Source organism: Leifsonia sp. L25 (assembly GCF_050632895.1).
Genome location: NZ_JBODRZ010000002.1, coordinates 385,835 through 406,627, shown reverse-complemented (window position 1 = coordinate 406,627; position 20,793 = coordinate 385,835). Strand labels below are relative to the sequence as shown.

20 protein-coding genes and 2 tRNA genes are annotated in these 20,793 nt (G+C 70.2%); 8 read left to right on the top strand and 14 right to left on the bottom strand.

The window, feature by feature from the left end; genetic code table 11:
- Positions 1 to 25 precede the first annotated feature (25 nt).
- The 4 genes from valS to ACRAWC_RS02845 all read left to right on the top strand — a co-directional run bounded on the left by valS (position 26) and on the right by ACRAWC_RS02845 (position 3,888).
- Positions 26 to 2,638 (top strand): valine--tRNA ligase, encoded by a 2,613-nt coding sequence (valS, locus tag ACRAWC_RS02860; protein WP_431346395.1) that lies wholly within the window; start codon positions 26 to 28, stop codon positions 2,636 to 2,638.
- On the top strand, positions 2,635 to 3,081 hold the full coding sequence (locus tag ACRAWC_RS02855; protein WP_431346394.1) for a GNAT family N-acetyltransferase: 447 nt from the start codon (positions 2,635 to 2,637) through the stop codon (positions 3,079 to 3,081). Before valS ends, ACRAWC_RS02855 begins: the two co-directional genes overlap by 4 nt.
- Before the next feature lie 70 nt (positions 3,082 to 3,151).
- The gene (locus tag ACRAWC_RS02850; protein ID WP_431346393.1) at positions 3,152 to 3,622 is read left to right on the top strand and encodes an N-acetyltransferase family protein; all 471 of its coding nucleotides are present in this window, start codon (positions 3,152 to 3,154) and stop codon (positions 3,620 to 3,622) included.
- On the top strand, positions 3,622 to 3,888 hold the full coding sequence (locus tag ACRAWC_RS02845; protein WP_431346392.1) for a hypothetical protein: 267 nt from the start codon (positions 3,622 to 3,624) through the stop codon (positions 3,886 to 3,888). The genes ACRAWC_RS02850 and ACRAWC_RS02845 overlap by 1 nt, the downstream gene beginning before the upstream one ends.
- Positions 3,889 to 3,900: 12 nt before the next feature.
- On the opposite strand, the gene ACRAWC_RS02840 is transcribed toward ACRAWC_RS02845, so the two are convergent.
- The 4 genes from ACRAWC_RS02840 to ACRAWC_RS02825 form a co-directional block, all read right to left on the bottom strand.
- Positions 3,901 to 4,086: a hypothetical protein gene (locus ACRAWC_RS02840; RefSeq protein ID WP_431346391.1), complete on the bottom strand. Its 186-nt coding sequence runs from the start codon at positions 4,084 to 4,086 to the stop codon at positions 3,901 to 3,903.
- Positions 4,083 to 5,381 (bottom strand): MFS transporter, encoded by a 1,299-nt coding sequence (locus ACRAWC_RS02835; RefSeq protein ID WP_431346390.1) that lies wholly within the window; start codon positions 5,379 to 5,381, stop codon positions 4,083 to 4,085. Before ACRAWC_RS02835 ends, ACRAWC_RS02840 begins: the two co-directional genes overlap by 4 nt.
- A complete protein-coding gene (locus tag ACRAWC_RS02830; protein WP_431346389.1) occupies positions 5,378 to 6,007 on the bottom strand; it encodes an ArsR/SmtB family transcription factor in 630 nt (209 codons plus the stop codon). Before ACRAWC_RS02830 ends, ACRAWC_RS02835 begins: the two co-directional genes overlap by 4 nt.
- A 118-nt stretch (positions 6,008 to 6,125) precedes the next feature.
- Entirely contained in the window at positions 6,126 to 6,932 is an 807-nt protein-coding gene (locus ACRAWC_RS02825; protein ID WP_431346388.1) for a methyltransferase domain-containing protein, read from the bottom strand.
- Positions 6,933 to 7,008: 76 nt separating this feature from the next.
- On the opposite strand from ACRAWC_RS02825, the gene ACRAWC_RS02820 reads away from it, so the two are divergent.
- On the top strand, positions 7,009 to 9,066 hold the full coding sequence (locus ACRAWC_RS02820) for a M3 family metallopeptidase (RefSeq protein WP_431346387.1): 2,058 nt from the start codon (positions 7,009 to 7,011) through the stop codon (positions 9,064 to 9,066).
- Positions 9,067 to 9,132: 66 nt separating this feature from the next.
- Positions 9,133 to 10,434: an ion channel protein gene (locus ACRAWC_RS02815; RefSeq protein WP_431346386.1), complete on the top strand. Its 1,302-nt coding sequence runs from the start codon at positions 9,133 to 9,135 to the stop codon at positions 10,432 to 10,434.
- Here ACRAWC_RS02815 and clpX read toward each other — a convergent pair.
- From clpX to ACRAWC_RS02785, 6 genes are all read right to left on the bottom strand, one after another.
- A complete protein-coding gene (gene clpX, locus ACRAWC_RS02810; protein ID WP_431346385.1) occupies positions 10,391 to 11,665 on the bottom strand; it encodes an ATP-dependent Clp protease ATP-binding subunit ClpX in 1,275 nt (424 codons plus the stop codon). The genes ACRAWC_RS02815 and clpX overlap by 44 nt on opposite strands.
- A gap of 195 nt (positions 11,666 to 11,860) precedes the next feature.
- The gene (locus ACRAWC_RS02805; RefSeq protein ID WP_431346384.1) at positions 11,861 to 12,529 is read right to left on the bottom strand and encodes an ATP-dependent Clp protease proteolytic subunit; all 669 of its coding nucleotides are present in this window, start codon (positions 12,527 to 12,529) and stop codon (positions 11,861 to 11,863) included.
- Between the two features lie 28 nt (positions 12,530 to 12,557).
- Positions 12,558 to 13,151 carry an ATP-dependent Clp protease proteolytic subunit gene (locus ACRAWC_RS02800; protein WP_369963546.1) on the bottom strand — a complete coding sequence of 198 codons (594 nt, stop codon included), beginning with the start codon at positions 13,149 to 13,151 and terminating at the stop codon, positions 12,558 to 12,560.
- A 121-nt stretch (positions 13,152 to 13,272) separates the two neighbouring features.
- Positions 13,273 to 13,758, bottom strand: a complete 486-nt coding sequence (locus ACRAWC_RS02795; RefSeq protein ID WP_431346383.1) for a tetratricopeptide repeat protein — start codon at positions 13,756 to 13,758, stop codon at positions 13,273 to 13,275.
- A 171-nt stretch (positions 13,759 to 13,929) separates the two neighbouring features.
- Positions 13,930 to 15,318 (bottom strand): trigger factor, encoded by a 1,389-nt coding sequence (gene tig / locus ACRAWC_RS02790; protein ID WP_431346382.1) that lies wholly within the window; start codon positions 15,316 to 15,318, stop codon positions 13,930 to 13,932.
- Between the two features lie 60 nt (positions 15,319 to 15,378).
- Positions 15,379 to 15,453, bottom strand: a tRNA-Pro gene (locus tag ACRAWC_RS02785).
- A gap of 100 nt (positions 15,454 to 15,553) precedes the next feature.
- On the opposite strand from ACRAWC_RS02785, the gene ACRAWC_RS02780 reads away from it, so the two are divergent.
- Together ACRAWC_RS02780 and ACRAWC_RS02775 are read left to right on the top strand one after the other, a co-directional pair.
- Positions 15,554 to 15,624: transfer RNA gene (locus tag ACRAWC_RS02780), tRNA-Gly, on the top strand.
- 94 nt (positions 15,625 to 15,718) lie between these two features.
- Positions 15,719 to 16,489, top strand: coding sequence for a PASTA domain-containing protein (locus tag ACRAWC_RS02775; protein ID WP_431346381.1), 771 nt, complete (start codon positions 15,719 to 15,721; stop codon positions 16,487 to 16,489).
- A 9-nt stretch (positions 16,490 to 16,498) separates the two neighbouring features.
- Here the strand turns inward: ACRAWC_RS02775 and ACRAWC_RS02770 are convergent, their stop codons facing one another.
- From ACRAWC_RS02770 to ACRAWC_RS02755, 4 genes are all read right to left on the bottom strand, one after another.
- Positions 16,499 to 17,155: a response regulator transcription factor gene (locus tag ACRAWC_RS02770; protein WP_431346380.1), complete on the bottom strand. Its 657-nt coding sequence runs from the start codon at positions 17,153 to 17,155 to the stop codon at positions 16,499 to 16,501.
- Positions 17,156 to 17,194: 39 nt separating this feature from the next.
- Positions 17,195 to 18,619 carry a sensor histidine kinase gene (locus tag ACRAWC_RS02765; RefSeq protein ID WP_431346379.1) on the bottom strand — a complete coding sequence of 475 codons (1,425 nt, stop codon included), beginning with the start codon at positions 18,617 to 18,619 and terminating at the stop codon, positions 17,195 to 17,197.
- Positions 18,620 to 18,702: 83 nt separating this feature from the next.
- Entirely contained in the window at positions 18,703 to 20,151 is a 1,449-nt protein-coding gene (locus ACRAWC_RS02760) for an amidohydrolase (protein WP_431346378.1), read from the bottom strand.
- Positions 20,148 to 20,786, bottom strand: coding sequence for an FMN-binding negative transcriptional regulator (locus ACRAWC_RS02755; RefSeq protein ID WP_431346377.1), 639 nt, complete (start codon positions 20,784 to 20,786; stop codon positions 20,148 to 20,150). The genes ACRAWC_RS02760 and ACRAWC_RS02755 overlap by 4 nt, the downstream gene beginning before the upstream one ends.
- Between the last annotated feature and the right edge of the window lie 7 nt (positions 20,787 to 20,793).

The following is a 20,793-nucleotide window of genomic DNA, read 5'->3' as shown; positions in this document are numbered from 1 at the left end:
GCCGCACATATCGAATCGGAGAGCCATGACCGCCGCGAACCCCGTGCCCGACAAGCCAGCACTCGAAGGCCTGGAGGCCGTCTGGGGCGGTCGCTGGCAGCAGGACGGCACCTTCGAATTCGATCGGGACGGCGCCATCGCCGCCGGCCGCGCCGCGATCTACTCGATCGACACCCCGCCGCCCACGGCCTCCGGCTCCCTCCACATCGGGCACGTGTTCAGCTACACGCACACCGACATCGTGGCGCGCTACCAGCGCATGCGCGGCAAGCGCGTCTTCTACCCGATGGGCTGGGACGACAACGGCCTGCCCACCGAGCGCCGCGTGCAGAACTACTACGGCGTCCGCTGCGACCCGTCCCTCCCCTACGAGGCCGGTTTCGTCCCGCCGTTCGAGGGCGGCGACAACAAGAGCTCCAAGGCCGCCGACCAGAAGCCGATCTCGCGCCGCAACTTCATCGAGCTCTGCGAGCGGCTGACCGTGGAGGACGAGAAGCAGTTCGAGGCGCTCTGGCGCACGCTCGGGCTCTCCGTCGACTGGTCGCAGACCTACCGGACCATCGGCCGGGAGGCGCTGCACACCTCGCAGCTCGCCTTCATCCGCAACGTCGCCCGCGGCGAGGCCTACCAGGCCCTCGCCCCGACGCTGTGGGACATCACCTTCCGCACGGCCGTCGCCCAGGCCGAGCTGGAGGACCGCGAGCAGCCGAGCGACTACCACCGCGTCGGCTTCCACGGTGCAGACGGTCCCGTGTACATCGAGACCACACGCCCCGAGCTGCTCCCCGCGTGCGTGGCGCTCGTGGCGCACCCGGACGACGAGCGCTACCAGCCGCTCTTCGGAACGACCGTGCGCACGCCGGTGTTCGGCGTGGACGTGCCCGTGGTCGCCCACCACCTCGCGCAGCCCGACAAGGGCACCGGCATCGCCATGATCTGCACCTTCGGCGACATCACCGACGTCACCTGGTGGCGCGAGCTCGACCTCCCGAACCGCGCGATCATCGGCTTCGACGGCCGCATCCAGACCGAGCCGCCCGCGGCGATCGAGAGCGCGGAGGGCCGCGAGGCGTACGCCCAGCTCGCCGGCAAGACGGTGTTCTCGGCCAAGCAAGCCGTGGTGGAGCTGCTGCGCGCCTCCGGCGACCTGGTCGGCGAGCCGAAGCCCATCCAGCACCCGGTCAAGTTCTTCGAGAAGGGCGACAAGCCGCTCGAGATCGTCTCGACCCGCCAGTGGTACGTCAAGAACGGCGCCCGCGACGAGAAGCTGCGCGAGCGGCTCATCGAGCTCGGCCGCAGCCTCGGCTGGCACCCCGACTTCATGCGTGTGCGCTACGAGAACTGGGTCAACGGCCTCACCGGCGACTGGCTGATCTCGCGCCAGCGCTTCTTCGGCGTCCCGATCCCGGTCTGGTACCCGCTGGACGGCGTGGGCAACCCGCTGTTCGACCAGCCGATCCTGCCGGACGAGCACAACCTCCCGGTCGACCCGTCGTCCGACCCGGCGCCCGGGTTCCAGGAGTCGCAGCGCGGCCAGGCCGGCGGCTTCGTCGGCGAGCACGACGTGATGGACACCTGGATGACCTCCTCGCTGACCCCGCAGCTCGCAGGCGGCTGGGTGGACGACCCCGAGCTGTTCCAGGCGGTGTACCCGTTCGACCTGCGCCCGCAGGGCCAGGACATCATCCGCACCTGGCTCTTCTCGACCATGCTGCGCTCGCAGCTCGAGCACGGCGTCGCCCCGTGGTCCAACGCCGCGATCTCCGGCTTCATCGTGGACCCCGACCGCAAGAAGATGTCGAAGTCCAAGGGCAACGTCGTGACGCCCGCGGACATCCTGGAGCGGCACGGCTCGGACGCCGTGCGCTATTGGGCGGCCTCGTCCCGCCTCGGCACCGACGCGTCGTTCGACCCGCAGAACCCGACCCAGATCAAGATCGGCCGCCGCCTAGCGATCAAGCTGCTCAACGCGGCGAAGTTCATCCACGGCTTCGACGCGCCGGACTCGCTCGACCTCGCCCAGGTGACCGCACCGCTCGACCGCAGCATGCTGCAGCAGCTCGCCGACGTCGTGACCGACGCCACCGCCGCGCTGGAGGGCTACGACCACGCCCGCGCGCTGGAGACGGCCGAGACGTTCTTCTGGACGTTCTGCGACGACTACCTGGAGCTGGTCAAGGAGCGCGCCTACGGCGAGCACAACGCCGGCCAGGTCTCCGCGGTGGTCGCCCTCCGCACGGCCCTCTCGGCATTCCTGCGCCTGTTCGCGCCGGTGCTGCCGTTCGCGTCCGAGGAGGCGTGGAGCTGGTCGGAGACCGGGTCCGTCCACCTCGCCGCGTGGCCGGAGGCGGCTGACGTCGCAGCGGCGGACTGGGACGACGCCCGCTCCGTCCTCACCGTCGTCGGGCGAGCCCTGACCGGCATCCGCGGCGCCAAGACGGCCGCCAAGGCCTCCCAGCGCACGCCCGTCGACTCGGCCGTGATCGGCGCTCCCGCCGACGAGCTGGCGGCTGTCGAGTCCGCCTCCACCGACCTCGCTTCGGTGGGCAGAATCGCAGAACTGCGTTTCGTAGCCGCCGACACGCTCGAAGTGACCGATATCCTCCTTGCGCAGACGCTGAGCGAGGAGGAACGATGACGGCTGACGTCCGGCGCGTGGAGGACAACGAGTTCTTCACCTGGCTCGACCTCTACGCCGGGTACGGCGAGTTCTACGAGACGCCCGTGACGGACGAGAAGGCCCTCCTCGTGTGGAGCTGGATCACCGACCCCGAGAACAGTCTCGAGGCGTACTTCGCGGTCGACGCGGAGGGCACCCCGATCGGCCTGGCGCACGTACGGGAGTTCGCGCGCCCGCTCGACGGCAGCACCGGCCTCTACCTGGACGACCTGTTCGTCCTCCCGGATGCGCGCGGCGAAGGGGCGGGCACTGCCCTCCTCGAGAAGCTCCGCAGCGTGGCCCAGGAGCGCGGCCTTTCTGTGGTCCGCTGGATCACCGCGAAGGACAACGAGACGGCCCGCCGGCTCTACGACCGGGTGGCCGAGAAGACGAAGTGGGTCACCTACGACCTCGTTCCCTGAACGGGTCCGCGATAGGGTCGATACGACTCCCGGACTCCTGAGCCGGGGAGCAAGGCGAACGGAGGGGCTGATGTCGACAGTAGTTCGGCCGGTCAAGGATGGCGACTTCTTCGCCTGGTTGGACCTGTACGCGAAGTACGCGGAGTTCTACGACACCGAGCTGACCGACCAGAGGGCGCTCGTCCTGTGGTCCTGGCTCACCGATCCCGACCACGAGGAGCAGGGTTTCGTCGCCGTCGACGGCGACCGGATCGTCGGCCTCGCCAACGTCCGCGAGTTCGCCCGGCCGCTCGAAGGCGACCGCGGGCTCTTCCTGGACGACCTCTACGTGCTGGAGGACGAGCGCAGCAAGGGCGTCGGCCACCAGCTCATCGCCGCCGTCCGTGCCCTCGCCGAGGAGCGCCACCTCGGCGTCGTACAGTGGATCACCGCGAACGACAACGCCGACGCCCAGCGCGTCTACGACTCCGTCGCGAACAAGACCGCCTGGGTCACCTACGAGATCGACCTCGCTGCCGCCCAGAACGCCGAGACCGCCTGATGCAGCTCGGAACCCGCTGGGCCGTGGGCGGGACGCCTCCGGCGAACCTCCCCGAGGTCGTGACCTACGCCGTCTCCACCGTCGAGGAGGAGCTGACGGCGACCGACATCGAGACAGCGGGCTGGCGCTGGACGCTGACGTGGCTGGAGGGCAACCCGGTCGTCGAGCTGGACGACGGCACGATCATCCGCTACAACGCACACGAGGACTCGGCCACGATCACCCAGGTGGTCGAGACCGAGCCCTCGGACTACGACGAGGCGTAGCGGGCCGGCTGGTCAGCGTGGCAGCTGCGGCAGCGTCCGCGCGGCCCGATCGCGGGTCTGCTCGACGGTCGCGACGAGTTCGGCGTGACGGTTCCGGCGCGCGGGCTGGCGCATTCCCCACGCGGTGAGGGCGCGACCGATCCGGAGTGCTGTGCGCTGACTGAGCGGCCGCTGCACGGGCACGGTGATGGCGGTCATGATGCGGTTCCTTCCGGGATGGTCTGGACTTCTGGTGACGGGTTCGAGGGAATCTCGTCGGTGACGGGCCGGCCGTAGTGGCCGGCGCTCAGCAGGAGGCGCGTCGCGATCAGCGCGAGCGCCACCACGATCGCGCCCCCGATGAGGAACGGCAGGCGGAGTTCGATGCGGGCGACGAACCCGCCGAGCACGGTGGCGATCGGTGTGAGGCCCCAGCCGATGGTCCGGACGATCCCCATCGCCCGGCCGAGGATGGCGCCCGGAACGATCGCCTGCCGCAGCGCGCCCCACGGGACGTTCCACACGGCGACGCCGAAGGCGCCGAGGGCGTAGGCGAGGATGCCGGCCACCACGTTGCCGGTGAGCCCGACGCCGAGGATGCCGAGGCCGCTGACCAGCATGGCGGCGTACATCACACGTCCGCGGCCGAACCGGCCCACGAACACGCTGGCGCTCAGCGCGCCGACGAGCGCGCCGGCGCCGATCACCGCGGTGACGACTCCGACGAGCGACGGCGGCAACGAGTAGGTCTGCAGGAGCAGCAGCACGACGCTGCCCTGCGCGAACGCGAGCGCGGACGCGGTGATCGAGGTCAGGACGATCATTCCTCGCAGGAACCGGTCGTCCCAGAGGAACCGGACGACGGCGCCCATCCTCGGGCGGGCCATGGTCTCTCCGCCGTCCGCGCCGAGCTGGTGCGCCCGGGCCGCCGCCACCGGGATGGTGAGGACGAGCAGCACGGAGAGGAGGAAGCCGGCGCCGGTCAGCCAGAGCGGCAACGCGATCGCGGCCGCGAACAGGAAGCCCGCGATCGGGGTCGCGATGAAGTTCTGCACGACGATCTCGGCCGACTGCATCCGGCCGTTCGCCCGGTCGAGCTGATCGCGGGCCACCAGGCTGGGCGTGACCGTCGTGGTCGCGTTGTCGAACACCGTCTCACCGAGGCCGAAAGCCAGCACGCACGCGTACAGGCTCCAGATGGTCAGCGTGTCGGTGGCGATCAACAGGGCGACCACCGCTGCCACGGCGAAGCGGAGGCCGTTGGCGACGGCCATGGCCACCCGCCGGTCCACGCGGTCGAGCAGTATCCCGGCCGGGATGCCGAACAGCAGCCAGGGCAGGAAGGTCACGGCGGTCAGCCCGGCGATGAGCGCGGGGTCGTGGGTCAGCGTGGTGGCGATCAGCGGGACCGCGGTGCGGCCGATGCCGTCGGCCAGGTTGCTCGCGATGGCGGCGCTCCACAGCCGGCCGAAGCCGACGCCGAGGCGCGTCTTCGCCGTCGCCGGCGCAGTCATGGCCGCTCCTGCGCCCGCTGGTCCTGCTCCACGAGCGGGAATGCGTTGAACTGGGCCTGGATGCGCTTGCGGTCGCCCGCCGGCTCCGTCTTCCACTTCTCCTTGAGCCGGTTGAGCATCGTGTAGTACTCGCTGGCGAGCTCGGCGAGCTGGTCGCGGGAGACCTCCAGGTGCGAGGTCGACAACGCGGAAGCCTCCACCCACTCCGGCCCGAAGGTGTCGAGCCCGCGGCGCAGGTAGGCGTTGAGCCGGCGTTCGTTGTTCTGCTGCCAGCTCAGCGAGATCTGTTCGGTGACTTCCCGGCCGGCCGGGGTCTCCAGCGTCTCCAGGCCGCCGATGGTGACGCCGCCCGGCGCCATCCTCCACCAGCGCTCCCGGCCGCTGCCGCGCTCGGTGTCCTCGAGGATGATGTGGTGCTTGGCGAGCTGCCGGAGGTGGTAGCTGGTCGCCCCGCTCGACTCCCCCAGCCGCTCCGCCAGCATGGAGGCCGTGGCCGGCCCGAAGTCGGACAGCTCATTCATGATCTCCACGCGCAGCGGGTGCGCGAGGGCACGCAGGGCGGGCATGCCGAGGGACTCGAAGTGCGGGACGTACTCGTCGGCAGCGGAGGCGTCATCGGTGGACATGCCATCAGACTAGCTATCCAAAGACTTCTTTGCAAGCACTTCTTTGCAACTATTAATTTGCAACCGATTCTTTGCAAGAGAAGCGTGCGTCCCCCTGCGACGAGAGTCGCCGTCGAGGTCAGCCGCGCGCGACGATCTCCCCGTGCGGCATCCCGTACCATCCGGACGCATCCGCGGCCCACTCCAGCCACGCGCGCGAGACCGTGGCGAGGGTGGCGGCGTCAGCCACGCCGGCCTCCCGCGCCTGCGCACCCCAGTCGGACTCCGTCACCCGCTCGCTCCACAGCTCGCCCCACCAGCGCCGCTCCTCATCGGACGCGAAGCACCACACCGAGGCGGAGCTCGTCACGTCGACGAACCCGGCCTCGAGCGCCCACGTCCGCAGGTACCGGCCGGCGAACGGCTCGCCGCCGTTGCCGCGCTGCACCTCCATCGTGATCCGCATCCACTCGGCGAGTCCGGGAAGCTGCGGCGCCCACATCGTGCCTCCCCAGTCCACGTCCCGCGCGACGACGAAGCCACCCGGACGCAGGACGCGGCGGAACTCCCGCAGCACCGCCACGGGGTCCGAGACGTGCTGCAGCACCTGATGCGCGTGGACCACGTCGAAGGAGTCGTCAGGGAAATCCAGGGCGTACGCGTCACCCACCGCGAACGACACCCCGGTCGCCCCGCGCCGCGCCGCGGCCTCTCGCGCGTGCGCCACGATGTCGGCGCTCCGGTCGACGCCGACCACGGTACCCGGCGCCACGCGCCCCGCGATGTCGAACGTGAGAGTGCCCGGGCCGCTGCCGACGTCGAGCACAGTCATTCCCGGGCGGAGGAGTCCGGCGAAGTACGTGCCCGAATTGGCCAGATTCCGCCACTCGTGGGACCGGAGAACACTCTCGTGATGACCGTGCATATAGCGGTCGACGATCTTCATACGGCCATCCTAGGTCGGGCCCGTCCGGTGCCACGGAATCGCAGATGAACAGTGCGCCGCCCCCTAGGCTGAGGGCATGGCCGACACCGCGAACCCCTTCCTCTCCCCGAGCCCGCTCCCCTATCAGCTCCCGCCGTTCGCCGACATCCGCGACGAGCACTACCGCCCGGCGTTCGAGCAGGGCTTCGCGGAGCAGCTGGCAGAGGTCGAGGCGATCGCGTCCTCCCCCGACGAGCCGACCTTCGAGAACACCATGCTGGCACTGGAGCGCTCCGGGCAGGTGCTGCAGCGCGTCGCCGAGGTGTTCTTCAACAAGAGCTCGTCCGACAGCACCGACTTCACCAACGCACTGGAGGAGGAGATCGCTCCCCTGCTCTCCGCGCACCAGGACGCCATCCGGCTGAACCCCGCGCTGTACGAGCGCCTCCAGTCGCTGCACGAGCGACGCCACGACCTCGGGCTCGACCCGGAGGGCGTCTACCTGATCGAGCGCTACTTCACCGAGTTCACCCTCGCCGGCGCCGGGCTCGACGAGGAGCAGAAGGAGCGGCTGCGGGATTACAACCAGCGCCTGTCCACCCTGACCACGCGCTTCGAGAAGAACCTGCTCGCCGACACCAACGACCTCGCCGTGGTGTTCGACTCGGCCGAGGAGCTCGACGGGCTCGGCGAGGGCGAGCTCTCCGCTGCGACCGAAGCCGCCCGCGAGCGTGGACTCGACGGCAGGTACATCGTCACTCTCGTGCTGCCGACCGGCCACCCGTGGCTGGCGAGCCTCACCGACCGCCGCTCCCGCGAGCGGATCATGGCGGCCTCCCGCGCCCGCGGCATCCGCGGCGGCGAGCACGACAATCGCGAGCTGGTGCTGGAGATCACGCGGCTGCGTGCGGAACGCGCCCGCCTGCTCGGCTTCGACACGCACGCCGCCTTCGTCACCGCCGACGAGACGGCGCACACACCGCAGGCCGTCGCCGACATGCTCGGCCGGCTCGCGCCTCCCGCCGCCCGCAATGCGCGCGCCGAGCAGGCCGAGCTCCAGAAGCAGGCCGTGTCCACCGGGCAGCTCGGCGACGGCGAGACCGTCGAGAGCTGGGACTGGGCGAAGCTCACCGACACCGTGCGTCAGGCGACGTACGACGTCGACTTCGCGGCGATGCGCCCGTACTTCCAGGCGGAGCGGGTGCTGCGTGACGGAGTCTTCTTCGCCGCCACCCGCCTCTACGGCATCACCTTCGAGGAGCGGCCCGACCTGGTCGCCTACCATCCGGACGCGCGCGTGTTCGAGGTACGCAACGAGGACGGCTCCGGGGTCGGCCTGTACATCCTCGACCTGTACACCCGCGACTCCAAGCGTGGTGGCGCCTGGATGAACCCGCTGATCTCGCAGTCCGATCTGCTCGACTACCCGACCGTCGTGGTCAACAACCTCAACGTCCCGAAGCCCGCCGCCGGCGAGCCGACCCTGCTCACGTACGACGAGACCAACACCCTCTTCCACGAGTTCGGTCACGCCCTCCACGGCCTGTTCGCGCGCGTCACGTACCCCAAGTTCGCGGGCACCAACGTCTTCCGCGACTTCGTCGAGTTCCCCAGCCAGGTGAACGAGATGTGGATGCTGTGGCCGGAGATCGTGTCGAACTACGCGGTGCACCACGAGACCGGTGAGCGGATGCCGCAGGAGCTCATCGACAAGCTGCACGCGTCCGAGTCGTTCAACGAGGGCTTCGCCACCAGCGAGTACCTGGCCGCTGCGCTGCTCGACCAGGCTTGGCACTCCATCACCGCCGACGACACGGTGACCGATGTCGCCGCGTTCGAGGCGGCCGCCCTCGCGGCGGTCGGCCTCGACAACCCGGCCGTGCCGCCGCGTTACGCGAGCACCTACTTCGCGCACACCTTCTCCGGCGGCTACGACGCGGGCTACTACTCCTACATCTGGAGCGAAGTCCTCGACGCCGACACGGTCGAGTGGTTCAAGGAGAACGGGGGCCTGACCCGCGAGAACGGCGACCGCTTCCGCAACCGCCTGCTGGGCGTGGGCGGCTCGAAGGACCCGCTGGAGGCGTACCACGACTTCCGCGGCCGGGACGCCGTCATCGACCCGCTCCTCAAGCGCCGCGGCCTCGACGGCTGACTCGGCCCTAGCCCCTTTCCCGCACGACGCTCTAGCCTGAGCGCATCCGTGCGGGAAGGGGGCGCGATGACCACCACCGAGCCGGAGCTCGCCACCCCGTCCGTCCGCCAGCTCGTCCTGCTCTCCGTCCCGGCCGTCGTCATCGGCGTTGTCAGCGCCCTCACTCTGTGGGTGGTCGATGAGGTCGCGGCCGTGATCGATGACGGCATCTGGACCGCACTCCCGAAGGCGCTCGGGGTCGCCCCGTCGTCCGGCTGGTGGATCTTCCTCGTTCTCACGGTGACGGGTCTCGCTGTCGGACTGACCGTGTGGCTGGTCCCGGGTCACGCCGGTCCCGACTCCGCGACGACGGAGCTGGTCGCCGCTCCCCTGAAGATCGGCGTGGTGCCGTCCCTCGCGCTCGCGGCGGTCCTCGGCCTGGCCGGCGGCGTGAGCCTCGGCCCAGAGAACCCGATCATCGCGATCAACGTCAGCATCCTGGTGACGCTGGTCGGGAGGCTGTGGAAGGCCGTGCCCGCGCGGCTGGTCATGCTGATGGCGGCCTCCGGAACCATCGGCGCCCTGTTCGGCACCCCGGTCGCGGCCGCGCTCGTGTTCACCGGGATCGTCGCGGCGGTCAAGGGAGGCGGCGCGCTGTGGGACAAACTGTTCCTGCCGCTGGTCGCGGCCGCTGCGGGGTCGCTGACGATGACGCTGCTCGCCCACCCGCACTTCGGCATCCCGATGCCCGCCTACACGCAGGTGACCGGGTGGGATGTGCTCGCGGCGCTGATCATCGGCGTGGTCGCCACCGCGCTCGGACTGATCGGCGCCGTACTGTTCCCGCTGGCCCACCGGGCGTTCCACGCGCTGCGGCATCCGCTGCTCATCACGCTCGCGGGCGGTGTCGTGCTCGGCCTGCTCGGTGCGCTCGGCGGCCCGATCACGCTGTTCAAGGGCCTCGAGCAGATGGGCACGCTCGTGGTCAACCGTGCCGACTACTCGATTGGCCAGCTCGTGCTGATCATCCTCGTCAAGCTGGTGGCGCTGCTCGTCGCGGCCAGCGCCGGGTTCCGCGGCGGGCGCGTCTTCCCGGCGGTGTTCATCGGGGCCGCTGTGGGAACCCTCGCCGCCGCGCTCGTGCCCGCCGTTCCGCTGCCCGTCGCTGTCGGAGCGGGGGTGCTCGGCATCACCCTCGCGGTCACACGGGACGGCTGGATCGCCATCTTCGTCGGCGTCGCCGTCACTCAGAACCTGCTGGTGCTGCCCATCCTGTCGCTCGCCGTGCTTCCGGCGTGGCTGATGGTGACGAGGGCGCCCGAGTTCCTGATCACGCCGGCGACGATTACGCCGACTTCTCCTCGCGCCGCGGACGGTGCGGGACGATAGTCGGAGCGGCGTTCTCGAGCACGGCCTCCCTGGTGACCACCACCTGCGCGACCTCGGAGCTGGACGGCACCTCGAACATGATCGGGCCGAGCACCTCCTCCATGATCGCGCGGAGGCCGCGGGCTCCGGTCTTGCGGAGCACCGCGAGGTCGGCGATGGCTTCCAGAGCGGAGTGCTCGAACTCGAGCTGCACCCCGTCGAGCTCGAACATGCGCTGGTACTGACGAACGAGCGCGTTCTTCGGCACGGTGAGGATCTGCATGAGCGCGTCCTGGTCGAGCGGCGTCACCGTGGTCACGACCGGCAGACGGCCGATGAACTCGGGGATGAGGCCGAACTTGTGCAGGTCCTCCGGGAGAACCTCGCTGAAGAGGTTGATGTCGTCGCCCTTGGAGTGCAGCGGGGCGCCGAAGCCGATGCCCTTCTTGCCCGCACGCGACGAGATGATGTCCTCCAGACCCGCGAAGGCGCCGGCGACGATGAACAGGACGTTCGTCGTGTCGATCTGGATGAACTCCTGGTGCGGGTGCTTGCGGCCGCCCTGCGGCGGGACCGAGGCGACGGTGCCCTCGAGGATCTTCAGCAGCGCCTGCTGCACGCCCTCGCCGGAGACGTCGCGCGTGATCGACGGGTTCTCGGCCTTGCGGGCGATCTTGTCGACCTCGTCGATGTAGATGATGCCGGTCTCGGCGCGCTTGACGTCGTAGTCGGCGGCCTGGATCAGCTTGAGCAGGATGTTCTCGACGTCCTCGCCGACGTAGCCGGCCTCCGTCAGCGCGGTGGCATCGGCGACCGCGAACGGCACGTTGAGGCGGCGCGCGAGGGTCTGGGCCAGGTAGGTCTTGCCGCAGCCGGTGGGGCCGATCAGCAGGATGTTCGACTTGGCGATCTCGACGTCGTCCATCGTGTCTGCGGAGGTGAGGGTCTGCTTGGCACGCACCCGCTTGTAGTGGTTGTAGACGGCGACGGCCAGGGCGCGCTTCGCCTGCTCCTGGCCGATGACGTACTCCTCGAGGAAGCCGAAGATCTCCTTCGGTTTCGGGAGGTCGAACTCACCCGACGTCTCCTCGCCCGCCTCGGCGAGCCGCTCCTCGATGATCTCGTTGCACAGCTCGACGCACTCGTCGCAGATGTACACGCCAGGACCGGCGATCAGCTGCTGAACCTGCTTCTGGCTCTTGCCACAGAAGGAACACTTGAGCAGATCGGCGCTCTCCCCGATGCGTGCCATCCGTCTCCCCTCCTTCTTCGGGTGTCTCCGTCGAGCCTAACCCGAGACGGCGACATTGGCGCGCACGCGACGCGATTCGACACGCGGGGGCCTTATGCCATCAGCAGACGCGGCGCCTGCAGCCGACGCGGCCCCGCGTGCCGGACGCGCGAACGCCCCGTCCGGCGGGGACGGGGGCGTTCCGGGACGCGGAGGCTACTTGACGAGCGCCGGGAGCGTCTTGCGGCTGGTCAGCACCTGGTCGATGAGGCCGTACTCCAGGGCCTCGTCGGCAGAGAGGATCTTGTCGCGGTCGATGTCCTTGTTGACCTGTGCGACCGAGCGGTTGGAGTGCTTGGCGAGCGTCTCCTCCAGCCAGGTGCGCATCCGCATGATCTCGTTCGCCTGGATCTCGATGTCGGACGCCTGCCCCTGGCCGGCCTCGCCGACGGCGGGCTGGTGGATGAGGATGCGCGCGTTCGGCAGCGCCAGGCGCTTGCCCGGGGTGCCGGCCGCGGTCAGCACGGCGGCGGCGGAGGCCGCCTGGCCGAGCACCACGGTCTGGATCTGCGGGCGGATGTACTGCATCGTGTCGTAGATCGCCGTCATGGCCGTGAACGAGCCGCCGGGCGAGTTGATGTACATGACGATGTCGCGGTCCGGGTCCTGGCTCTCGAGCACGAGGAGCTGGGCCATGATGTCGTCCGCGGACGCGTCGTCGACCTGCACGCCGAGGAAGATGATGCGGTCCTCGAAGAGCTTCGCGTACGGGTCCTGGCGCTTGTAGCCGTAGGCCGTGCGCTCCTCGAACGACGGGAGGATGTAGCGGGAGCCGGGCGCCTGCACGCCGCCGTAGGCCGACCCGCCGAGCATGGGGGTGTTCATAGTGATGTCCTTATTCTTCCGGCGTCTGCTACTTGGCGTCCTGGTCGGTTCCGCCGCCGCCGGAGACGTCCAGCGCGGACTCCCGGATGTGGTCGACGAAGCCGTAGTCCAAAGCCTCCTGGGCGCTGAACCAGCGGTCGCGGTCGCCGTCGGCGTTGATCTGCTCGACCGACTTGCCGGTCGCCGACGCCGTGATCTCGGCCAGACGCTTCTTCATGTCGAGGATGAGCTGGGCCTGGGTCTGGATGTCGCTGGCGGTGCCGCCGAAGCCGCCGTGCGGCTGGTGCAGCAGCACGCGGGCGTTCGGCGTGATGTACCGCTTGCCCTTGGTGCCGGCCGTCAGCAGGAGCTGACCCATCGAGGCGGCCATGCCGATACCGACCGTGACGATGTCGTTCGGGACGAACTGCATGGTGTCGTAGATCGCCATGCCCGCGGTGATCGAGCCGCCGGGCGAGTTGATGTAGAGGTAGATGTCCCGCTTGGGGTCTTCTGCGGCCAGGAGCAGCAGCTTCGCGGCGATCTCGTTGGCGTTCTCGTCGCGCACCTCGGAACCGAGCCAGATGATCCGGTCCTTCAGCAGTCTGTCGAAAACATTGGGCTGGATACCCATGTCGGCCATGTTCGCTCCGTTTCCTTTGTCGCTTGGGATCGAATCTATCGGAGCGGGGAACGCATTTCCGCGCTGTTCGCCCTGGGCAGAGCGGGTGTCGGGGGTGACGTGGCCCGGGCGGTCCTGCGCGTCAGTCGTCGTCCAGCGCGGCGCTGTACGCCTCCACCGCTGCCCGGTACTGGGGCAGGTGCGGCACGAGTGCGCCGAGCGCCTCCCGCAGCGCGTCGGCATGCAGGCCGTCGTCGAACAGCGCCAGCGCGGCGAACGCGTGCGCTGCGCCGGCCAGGCGGTGATCGGGCTCGGCCGCGAGGAAGTCGCGCAGCAGTTCCAGCGCCTCCGCCGGCCGGTCGAGGTTGCGCAGCGTGCTGGCGAGCTGCACGATCGCCTGCCCGCGCTCCGGCTCGGCGAGGCCGCCGGCGAGGGCAGCCCGGTAGAGGGGCTCGGCCTCGGCTTCGCGCCCCGCGAAGTCACGGGCGCCGGCCGCCTCGAACAGCGCCGCCGGATCGTCGGCCGGGCGCTCGGCGACGAGTGCGTCGATCGCCTCCACCGTGTCCTGCTCCCCCAGCTCGTCCGCCGCGGCCCAGACCGCGTCCACCCGCTGCCGCCAGTCGTCCATCGCCGTTCCCTTCCCTGTCCACCGCCACTGTTCCGCAGAGGGGTCGCAACACGTCGTTATCCATCGTGCCAGACGGCGTGTGCGTCCCCTCTCGCGGACCGCTGCTGCGCGCGGGACGCGCGAAGGCCGGGCATCCTGTGGGATGCCCGGCCTTCGCGTCAGAGAGAAGTGTTACTCGGCCTTCTTCTTGGCGGCGCGCTTCTTCGGCTTCTCCTCGGCGGCCGGCTCCTCGGCCGGAGCCTCGGGAGCGGCGTCGTCGGCGGCGGTCTCGTCCGCCTCGTCCTCGGGGAGGGCGACGAACTCGGTGAGGTCGACCTTCTTGCCGTTGGTGTCGACGACCTCGGTCTTGCCGAGGATGATCGCGAGCGCCTTGTTGCGGGCGACCTCGCCGACCATCGACGGGATCTGGCCGTTCTCGCTGAGGATCTTGACGAACTCGTTCGGGTCCATGCCGTACTGGGCGGCGCCCTGCACGAGGTACTGGGTGAGCTCGTCCTGGCTGACCTTGACGTTCTCCGCCTGCGCGACCTCGTCGAGGAGGATCTGCGTGCGGAAGGTCTTCTCGCTCGACTCGGTGACCTCGGCGCGGTGCTCGTCGTCCTCGAGACGGTTCTCCTGCTCGAGGTGGCGGTGCACCTCGTCCTCGACCAGCGAGGCGGGGACCGGGATCTCGACCAGCTCGAGGAGCTTGTCGACGAGCTGGTCGCGCGCGGCAGTGCCCTGACCGAACGCCTTGGCCCGCTCGACCTGGCTGCGCAGGCTGGTGCGCAGCTCGCCGATGGTGTCGAATTCGCTGGCGATCTGCGCGAAGTCGTCGTCGGCCTCCGGGAGCTCGCGCTCCTTGACGGCGTTGAGGGTGACGGTGATCTGCGCGTTCTCGCCCTCGTGGTCGCCGCCCATGAGCGGCGCCTCGAAGGTGGTGGTCTCGCCGGCGGTGAGTGTGTCGAGCGCCTCGTCGATGCCCTCGATGAGCTCGCCGGAGCCGATCTCGTAGGAGATGTTCGCGGCGGTGTCGACCTCCTCGTCGCCGATGACGGCGGTCAGGTCGATCTGGGCGAAGTCGCCGGACTTGGCCGGGCGGTCGACGGTCACGAGCGTGCCGAAGCGGCTGCGCAGGCGGTCCAGCTCCTCCTCGACGTCGTCGACGGACACCTCGGCGGCGTCGACGGTGAGGGTGATGTCGCTGAAGTCGGGGAGGGTGACCTCGGGACGGGTGTCGACCTCGATGGTGAGCAGAAGGTCACCCGAGAAGTCGCTCTCGCTGGGCCACTCGGTGATGTCCGCCTCCGGACGGCCGAGCGGACGCACGTCGTTCTCTTCGACCGCCTGGCGGTAGAAGGAGTCGAGCCCCTCGTTGACCGCGTGCTCCAGGACGGCGGCCTTGCCGACCCGCTGATCGATGATGGGCGGCGGCACCTTGCCCTTGCGGAAGCCGGGGATGTTCACCTGCTCGGCGATGTGCTCGTAGGCGTGCTTGATGGACGGCTGCAGTTCCTCCGGCGTCACCGAGATGGTGAGCTTGGTGCGCGTGGGGCTGAGCTTCTCGACCGTGGTCTTCACGATGGCTGGGTTCTCCTGAATGTTCGAACGATGGTCTACTCGCAAGGAACGAGGTCCTCGTCGGGGCGACAGGATTCGAACCTGCGACCTCCCGCTCCCAAAGCGGGCGCTCTAGCCAAGCTGAGCTACGCCCCGGCTACAAGCGGTGCGAAAGACCGTGCGCAAGTCTACTGCACGCGGGCGTCCCCCCGCGTGTACTACGATGGTCGACGGTCGTCCGCAGAGGACGGCCTTCGGGGATGTAGCTCAATGGTAGAGCCTCAGTCTTCCAAACTGATTACGCGGGTTCGATTCCCGTCATCCCCTCCGTTTCTCCCCCGTCATCTCCTGGCCCCCATTTTGGGTGAGGCACTCTCATGTTTGCCGGCGTTAGCCTTCCCGGGTCGAGGGGATGCTTGCGATGACGCACGCGAAGAGACGATGGAATGGGCTGACGACCGGAGCCGTGGCGCTCCTGCTGGTCCTGGGTGGAGTGACGGCGTGCTCGGCGGGCGATGCTCCCGCGGGCCAGAACCCCTCGGCGGCCTCGGACGCCGCCGCGACGAGCACTCCCACCCCGAGCGCCACTCCCACGCCGCCGCCGGTAGTGACCGCGAACCATGTCGGCGAGACCTCGGAGCAGGCGCTCGCCGAGCTCACGGAGCAGGGGCTGCTGGTGTCGTTCGCGGACACCTCGGGTCAGGTCTTGACGAGCCAGCAGGGCTGGTTCGTCGTCGGGCAGGACCCACCGGCCGGCGCTTCGGTGCCCGAAGGCTCCTGGGTCAAGCTGATTCTCCGCGCGCCGGTGGTGACCGCCAGCCATGTCGGCGAGACCTCGGACCAGGCGACGGCCGAGCTCACGCAGCAGGGGCTGCAGGTGTCGTTCGCGGACACCTCGGGTCAGGCCCTGACGAGCCAGCAGGGCTGGTCCGTCGTCGGTCAGGATCCGCCGGCCGGAACGTCGTTGCGCGCCGGGTCGTCGGTCAAGCTGATCCTCAGCCCGCCCGCGCCGCCCGCGCCGCCGGCGCCCGCGCCGCCGGCCGACACCGGCTCGGGTTCAAGCTCCGGCTCCGAACAGGCCGTTCCACCGGGTGGCCCGACAGCGAAGTGCAACGATGGGACGCTCTCCTACTCGGCCCACCACCAGGGCACGTGCTCGCACCATGGCGGGGTCGCGGTCTGGTACAAGTGAGGACCGCCCTCACCGCTGCAAATACGCCAGCACCGCCAGCACGCGCCGGTGGTCGTCCCCCGAGTCTTCCAACCCCAGCTTCTGGAAGATCGACGTCACGTTCTTCTCCACCGCGCCGACACCGATGACCAGCCGGGAGGCGATCGCTGCGTTCGTTCGGCCCTCCGCCATCAGGGTGAGCACGTCGCGCTCGCGGGGCGTCAAGGCGCCCAGCGGGTCCGTGCGCCGCACCAGCAGCTCGCGCACCACCTCCGGGTCGAGCACTGTGCCGCCAGCGGCGACGCGGGTCACCGCGTCGCGGAGTTCGTCCAGGGACGCGATCCGGTCTTTCAGGAGGTAGCCAGTTCCGCCGCGGCCGCTCGCCAGCAATTCCTGGGCGTAGGTGCCCTCCACGTACTGGCTGAGCAACAGCACGCCCACCGACGGGAACGATGCCCGTAGCGCGAGGGCGGCGCGGACTCCTTCGTCGCGGAAGGTGGGCGGCATCCGGACGTCCAGCACCGCGACGTCGGGCGCGAGGGCCGGGAGGGCGGCGAGCAGCGCGTCCGCGTCGCCGAACGCTCCCACGGTCTCGAAGCCGGCCTCGTCGAACAGGCGGATCAGGCCCTCGCGGAGGAGCACGGAGTCGTCGGCGACGACGACACGGAGGGGCGCGGTTCCAGGCACCCCTCCACCCTAGAGCCGCAGAGGGCGCGCGGCCGGGCTCTACGCCAGCGGCAGCCGCGCCCCGATCACCGACGGTCCGCCCTCGGGGCTGTCGACCACCAGCTCGCCCCGGAGCCCGTGCACCCGCTCCGCCAGCCCGCTCAACCCGTGCGCGGGCACGATTACCGCCCCGCCAGGGCCGTTGTCCGTCAGCCACACCGCCAGCCACGGGGCACCCGCGCTGTCGACGGTCGTCTCCAGCACCAGCCGGCCGGCGGTCGCGCCGGAGTGCTTCGCCAGATTCGCGGCCAGCTCGGCCAGCACGTAGTAGGCGTTGCGCTCCACCTCGGGGCTGAACCGCTCCCCCGGCTGCAGCGTCGACTCCACCGTCAGCGGGACGGTGCTGCGCACGGCCAGCGAGTCGACCGCCGCGCCCAGACCGCGGTCCTGAAGGATCGGCGGGGCGAAGCCGCGCGACAGGGCGCGCAGCTCCTCCAGCGTGTCGCCGGCCTGCTTCCGGGCGTCGGCGAGCAGCGACGCGGCCGCCTGCGGGTCGTCGGACAGCTTGCGCTCGGCGGCGGCGATGTCCATCTGCAACCGGATGAGACGCTGCTGCGGGCCGTCGTGCAGGTCCCGCTCCAGGCGGCGCAGCGAGTGGTCCTCGGCGGCGACGGCCGCCCCGCGCTGGGCCGACAGATCCGCGACCTCGCGCTGCAGGGCCTCCGACGGCCACGCGCCGAGCAGGCCGCGGGCGACGGCGTGGTGCAGCAGGGTGAGCGCGCGGCTGACGAACGGCAACGTCGCGGCGAACAGGATGCCAGCGATCAGGTAAAGGATGCGGTCCCCGGCGACCGGGTCGAAAGTCGAGTGGATGCCGAACACGGCGTCCGCCACCACGCGGGACAGGAAGAAGCCCCGGCTCCCGTTCGGGATGAAGCCGAGCCAGATCCAGCCGGTCAGGCCACCCAGCGCCACCGACGTCCAGGCGATGGTGATGCTCCAGGTGATGACGCTGACGATCGGGTTGATGATCATCCCGTGCAGCACGTACAGCCAGTAGTGGCCACTCGCCCAGGGTCCGAAGAGGAAGCGCCAGAACGTGCGCGGCTTGTCGGCGGGCTCCCACACGGGGCGCGGGATGGCCGGCCTCCCCGCCCAGTCCAGCCGGGTCAGCTCGACCACACCGAACCCGCGGGCCGTGTAGAACGCGGCCACGACGATGAAGAAGCCGACATAGATCACGATGGTGCCGAGTCCGGTCCAGAACAGCGACGACAGCACAGACAGCCCGATGATCGCGATCGGCATGGTCAGCAGCAGGAAGCCGAGCTCGCGCGGGACCCCGCGCCACAGCGACCCGTACGAGGTGCGGGCGGCGGCGTCCGGGGCGACGGTGGAGGCGGTCACGGTGTCCACCCTGGCAGACGCGGCGGCCGGGTCGGGGAGGTTGCCCGCGGGCAACGGGACGGTGCTGTGTTCGCTCATGCCACCAGCCTCGCGACCGGACCGACGCGCCCCCATCCCGCGACCCTCCCGAACCGTGCGGGGGTTATCCCCCTCCCGTCCCGTCAGACGAGCGCGTCGTGCGTGAAACGCCCGGCCAGCAGGGTCGCGGCGACCGGCATGCCGCGCAGCTCGTCCGGCGACGCCGCGAGCGGGTCGGCCTCCACGACGGCGAGGTCGGCGGCCTCGCCGACGGCGACGCGGGTCCGGGTCGACGCGGCCAGAGCCGCCGCCACCGGGATGCGCTGCTCGGGATGCCAGGGCTCCCGGCCGTCGCGCGTACGGCCGACCGCGGACGCGATCGCCGCCCACGGGTCGAGTGGGGCGACGGGGGCGTCGGAGCCGAAAGCGAGCCGTGCGCCGGAGGCGAGCAACGACGCGAGCGGGAACGCGTCGCCGGTGCGGCCGGCCCAGAGCCGGTCGGCGACATCGCGGTCGTCCATCGCGTGCTCGGGCTGGACGCTCGCCGTCACCCCGAGCGCGGCGAAGCGAGGGATGTCGGCCGGGTCGATGAGCTGCGCATGCTCGATGCGGCCTCCCGAGCCGAGCGCCCCGAAAGCGTCCAGCGCCAGCCGGTTCGCCTCGTCGCCGATCGCGTGCACGGCGGGCTCGATGCCGTTCCCGGCCGCGAACCGCAAGTCCGCCAGCAGCTCGTCGGCTGTCAGGTTGGCGACGCCGTGGCCGCCGTTCGGGTACGGGTACAGGCAGAGCGCCGTGCGGGTGTTCAGCGAGCCGTCCGAGATCACCTTGAAGGGGCCCATCGAGAGGAGGCCGTCCGTCCCGTCCACGGCGCGACCGGTGCGCAGTCCCAGGCCGACCGCGTCGGCGATCCGGTCGCGGTAGACGCCGAACTCGACGCGCAGCCCACGGAACCCCGCGGCGAACCGGCGGGTCCAGACCTCCAGGTTCCAGCCGTACTCCAGGTCCACGATCCCGACTACGCCGCGCGCGGCCGCCTGCTGGGCGGTCTCCGCCGCCCACCGGTCGAGCGTCGCGTCGTCGGACGGTGTGAGCCTGCTCGTCAGGGCGAAGCTCTCGTCCTCGCGCAGCAGCGCGCCCTCCGCGCTCGGCGCGAACCGTTCGAACGCCGCGGTGTTCAACCACGAGCAGTGCAGGTCTCCCGCGATCAGCACCACCGGCCAGTCCCCCGCCGCGGTGTCGAGGAGCTCGCGGGTCGGGAGGTCGGGCCACAGGGCGTCATGGAAGCCGAAGCCGACCAGCACGTCCGCCCCGGGATCCGCCTCGGCGCGCCGGCGCACGAGGGCGGCCGCGTCGGCAGCCGACGACGCGCCCGACACGTTCAGGCGGCGCGCGGTCTGCGCCCACTGGGTGAAGTGCACGTGCTGGTCCCACAGCCCCGGGATGAGCCAGCGCCCGTCGAGCGGGATGCGCTCCCGGCTCAGCCCGCCGGGAACCCCCGCCGGATGGATGGACGCGATGCGGCCGTCACGGACCGTGACGTCCACGCGGCGATCCGACCCGGGCAGCCGCGCGTCCGCCAGGACGAACGTCATCGCGCCGCGCGGCGGCGGTCGTGCACCAGCTGCATCTCACGCAGCAGCGCCGGGCTCGCGTACGGCGAGCTGCCGCCGAGTTCGGTCATGATCGAGTCCACGATGTGGTCGGGACGGTTCTGGCTCATCTTCTGCTTGGCGACGATTTTCGTCGGCGTCAACCGCACACCGACCGTGCCGGACGAGATGCGCTCGGCGTAGCGCTCGTCCTCCAGCGTCCCGCGCATCTGCCGTGGGTTCGGCAACTCGCGCTCGAAGTGGTCCACCAGCTTCTCGAGCACCCGGAGATTCTCCTCCGGGCTCAACAGCTCCGGCACCCCGGACAGGTGCACGGCGACGAAGTTCCAGGTCGGCACGGCCGGGTCGGCGTCGTACCAGGACGAGGAGATGTACCCGTGCGGACCCTGGAAGATCACCAGCAGCTCATGCTCGCCCAATTCGTGGAGCTGCTCGTCTGGACGCCCGACGTGGCTCACGATGCTGAGCTCCTCGCGGGAGTCGTCGAGGATGACCGGGTAGTGCGAGGCGACCAGCCCGGTGGAGGCGTTGCTCACGAACGTGCCCCACGGGTTCTCGCGGATGATCCGCTCGATCTCCGTCCGGTCGGCGAGGGTGAAGCTGGGGTTCTGACGCACGAAGCGC